This window comes from Microbacterium sp. KRD172 (assembly GCF_017168295.1).
Taxonomy (GTDB): domain Bacteria; phylum Actinomycetota; class Actinomycetes; order Actinomycetales; family Microbacteriaceae; genus Microbacterium; species Microbacterium profundi.
This window is the reverse complement of sequence record NZ_JABFAS010000007.1, coordinates 1-1,696: the sequence shown is the minus strand read 5'-3', so window position 1 is coordinate 1,696 and position 1,696 is coordinate 1. Positions and strand designations below refer to the sequence as shown.

Below are 1,696 nucleotides of genomic sequence, written 5' to 3'. Positions count from 1 at the left end.
CGACACGTCACCGGCTACATCGACAACGCCCGACTCGGCAAAGCCGCCTGAACCACGCATCGACTCGACGAACTCAGCTCAAAAACTAAAGACAAACGCCGAAGTTCTGGACACCAAGAAAAACTAGTCCGCTATCTCGGCTCTCCTGCTCCTTCCGTGGGTCATCGGCCGGGGAGTGCGGGTCGGTGGGGTCCGAGGGTGAGCATTGCGAGGGCGATGAGCGCGTCAGCTGATTTGAAGCCGAATGCGATCCGGGTGATGAGTCGGCTCTCCTGCTCCTTCCGTGGGTCATCGGCCGGGGAGTGCGGGTCGGTGGGGTCCGAGGGTGAGCATTGCGAGGGCGATGAGCGCGTCAGCTGATTTGAAGCCGAATGCGATCCGGGTGATGAGTCTGATCTTCGTGTTCGTTGATTCGATGAGGGCGTTGGAGAGGCCGTGCTCGATCGCAGCGAGGATCCGGTCACGGTGTTTCACGATGCTGCGTTGAAGCTTCACGAACGCGGGGATCCGGGATCGTCTCGCCCACGACACCCACCCGTCGAGGGCGTCTCGTGCCGCTTCGAGCGGCATCTTGAAGATCGCCCGCAGCCCTTCTTTGAGCAGGTACGCCCGGTAGAGCCGCGGGTCAGCTTTCACGATCCACGCGAGCTTCTCGCTCTGATGCTCGGTGAGGGTGTCCGGATTCTTCAGTAGCGCGAAGCGGGCGCCCTTCAGCCTGGTCGCCCGCTCGGACTGCGGCCGGCCAGGCGCGTCAGCGGGCGGGCGGCCCCGTGGCCTGCTCGGCTCGGCCCGAGCGAGCTTACGGGCCTCGTTCCACGACTCGCGCCGCACCTCGTTGAGCGCCTCGGTAGCCCACATCACGATATGAAATGGATCGGCGACGCGGACCGCGTTCGGACATTTCTCCGCCACGACGCTGCCGATGAAGTCCGCTCCATCCGCGGAAACATGCGTGATCAGGGTGCAACGCTCCGCCCCGAGAAGGTCGAAGAACTCTCGCAGCGTGTCCTTGCTGCGCCCGGGCGCAGCCCATACGAGGGTCTTCGTGTCATGGTCAACGACGACCATCAGATACTTGTGGCCCCTCTTGTAACTGATCTCGTCGATCCCGATCCGCCGCAGCCCGTCGAACCGGTCATGCAGAGCCTCGGCATCTGCCCAGACGCGGGCGATGACCGCACCGACCGTGCGCCACGCGATCCGCATCAACTGCGTCACCGTGCTCTTCGACGATCTCGTCGCCAGCCATGCAACCTGATCATCGAACGCATACGTGTGACCGGCACCATGACGAGCCCACGGCACCTGCCGCACGGTCACCCCGTGCACCGCGCACGACACCCGCGACGCGTCGGCGACCAGATATACCCGGATCGTGCCGAGATCCAGGCCCCGCCACCGCCGCTGACCCTCACCACGGTCATACGCCGGGCAGCGACGCCCACACGCCCCGCACCGGCCACGAGCCGATTTCCGTGGCCTCACCCGCACGATCAGCGCCTGCTCGTCTTCGTCGAACTCGACATCCTCGATCACCGTCTTCTCGACCCCGAGCAACGCCGACCATAGACTGACATTCCGCACGCCGTTCCCCGTTCACTGGTTCCTGTTCCTTGACAGTCCAGAAACCTATACGAGAGAACGGCGTGCGCCCGTTCAAACCCGCCCAAACACCCACGGATACGTCACAAGAGCC

Annotated in this window: 1 protein-coding gene; it reads right to left on the bottom strand. The window is 64.1% G+C overall.

The features are described from left to right. Nucleotides 1-288: 288 nt before the first annotated feature. A complete protein-coding gene (locus tag J1M43_RS16040) occupies nt 289-1,584 on the bottom strand; it encodes an ISL3 family transposase (protein ID WP_033105162.1) in 1,296 nt (431 codons plus the stop codon). Nucleotides 1,585-1,696: the final 112 nt, after the last annotated feature.